This window comes from Treponema sp. UBA7570 (genome assembly GCA_002477955.1).
Lineage (GTDB): Bacteria > Spirochaetota > Spirochaetia > Treponematales > Treponemataceae > Treponema_D.
In genome coordinates this window covers 41,365-42,985 of the sequence record DLLE01000011.1, presented here as the reverse complement: position 1 = coordinate 42,985, position 1,621 = coordinate 41,365, and the positions used below count along the sequence as shown (strand labels likewise).

Annotated in this window: 4 protein-coding genes; all 4 read right to left on the bottom strand. The window is 39.9% G+C overall.

The features are described 5' to 3' along the window. Positions 1 to 784, bottom strand: a 784-nt coding sequence (locus tag B4N75_RS00940; protein WP_349681376.1) for a type ISP restriction/modification enzyme, incomplete at its 3' end; no start/stop codon positions are given. Then, positions 777 to 1,025, bottom strand: coding sequence for a DUF2442 domain-containing protein (locus B4N75_RS00935; RefSeq protein WP_296693410.1), 249 nt, complete (start codon positions 1,023 to 1,025; stop codon positions 777 to 779). The genes B4N75_RS00935 and B4N75_RS00940, both read right to left, overlap by 8 nt. Positions 1,026 to 1,033: 8 nt before the next feature. Then, complete coding sequence (locus B4N75_RS00930) at positions 1,034 to 1,291, bottom strand: DUF4160 domain-containing protein (RefSeq protein WP_296023934.1); 258 nt, start codon at positions 1,289 to 1,291, stop codon at positions 1,034 to 1,036. A gap of 31 nt (positions 1,292 to 1,322) precedes the next feature. After that, positions 1,323 to 1,621 (bottom strand): hypothetical protein (locus B4N75_RS00925; RefSeq protein WP_296706343.1); only part of this gene is annotated, 299 nt, incomplete at its 5' end.

Here is a 1,621-nt window from a genome sequence, read left to right as displayed (position 1 = left end):
GCCTTACAATTTGCGCGTCGTCTCCAAAAAGAGAGTTCTGTTCCGGCTCGATGGTTTCGTACCAGTAGAGCGGAAAACATTGTGTATCGCCATTGAAATGAAGGTCTGCAATGCAATTTGTTATTAGCGGACTAAATTCCTGTTTACCTGCTATTGATTGTATGCAAATTACAAGATTTTTTGTATTTTGTGTCGGGAAGAGATTATCAAACTGCCCTCTGCGATGAATAAAGAGTTTTCCAAAATACAAGTGTTCTTTAACAAAAGGTCTGTAATTACCTAAGACTATAGAATCTTCTTGAAAATTACATTCTGTAAGAGTATTTAACTTTGGGACAAGACTGCTGCACCAACTTATTTTTCTGCTGTCATTATCTTTAAAATCATCCGCAGACAGTTTTGGATTTTTCTTTCGGGCTTCCTGCAGGTCTTTTACTTGTTTATTATAAAAAGAAATTGTATTCCGCATGTTTTGAATAGTTTGCTTTTTTGAAAATCCATAAACCCAAATATCACGATTTGTATTTACACCTAGCGAATGAATTGTAAAATAGCTATGAGTTTGTGAATTAAATTTTTTATCAGCTTCAATCGGAATCCAAGTGCCGAACTTATCATTTCTCTGGCTAATCCAGTCGCCATGCTCATTCGGCTTTAGCCGGGTGAACGGCAGGTTTTCCATGCTCTTGAAGCTTGCGATTATGTCCAGTTTTTGTTCACGGCTCAGGTAGTCGCCTATGTCGTAGTAGTAAATTTCTGCCTTATGATTGGGTGCCTCAGTCATTATAGCTAATTCCTTTTTCATAGAGTGTTTCAGGTGCAATATCTATTTCGTCATTCCATACGACAGTCTCGCCATTCGTATGCACCATGTTAAAAATGGAGATGTTTTCAAGAGGCTTGTACATTGGGTATTTTAAATATGGCTTCATGTCAAAGATTTTCCTAACGCCTTTTTCAAAAGTAAGCAATATTCTATATTCTTTAAGAGGCTCTACGTTTTTAACAGTCCAATATGCGCTCATTGTAACTCCTACTGCAACGGCAAAATCTTTACAAGTGTTTCTTTGTTCTTTGCAAGCTCCCAGTTGGCAATTAGCTCATCCTTGTGAATTTCAGCCCATGCGCTTACAAGTTTTTGTTTAGAAGCCGGAAGTTCGCCTTCCATTATGTTTCCGTCAAAATCAACGACAGACCAGTTTCCGCCATAATTTACATGAAAATGAGGCGGATTGTGGTCGTCTCCATACATATAAATCAAAAGTCCATAAAAACTAGATATACACGGCATTCAAAACCTCCATTTGTATTATAGCACTAATTTACTGTTTTGTTTCGCTCTTCTTTACAAGTACGGTTACCGCAATCGGTGTGCGGCTGCCAAGTCCGAACACGTTTCCTGCCTCTTTTTTGCGGAGCTCTCCGCTTGTCCTGCAGTTGCCCCGCAGGTTGAACACATAGATCTTGCTGAATTCTTTTTCCAGGGTTTTTCTGAATCCGTCCTGCGCGTTGCCGTCCAGCCAGCTTCCGTTTGAAACAAAGGCCACTATGCCGTCTCCTTTTTGACCAAGACTGTAATCGCTATAGGAGTCCTGCTTCCGCTCCCGAAAATCTTTCCTCC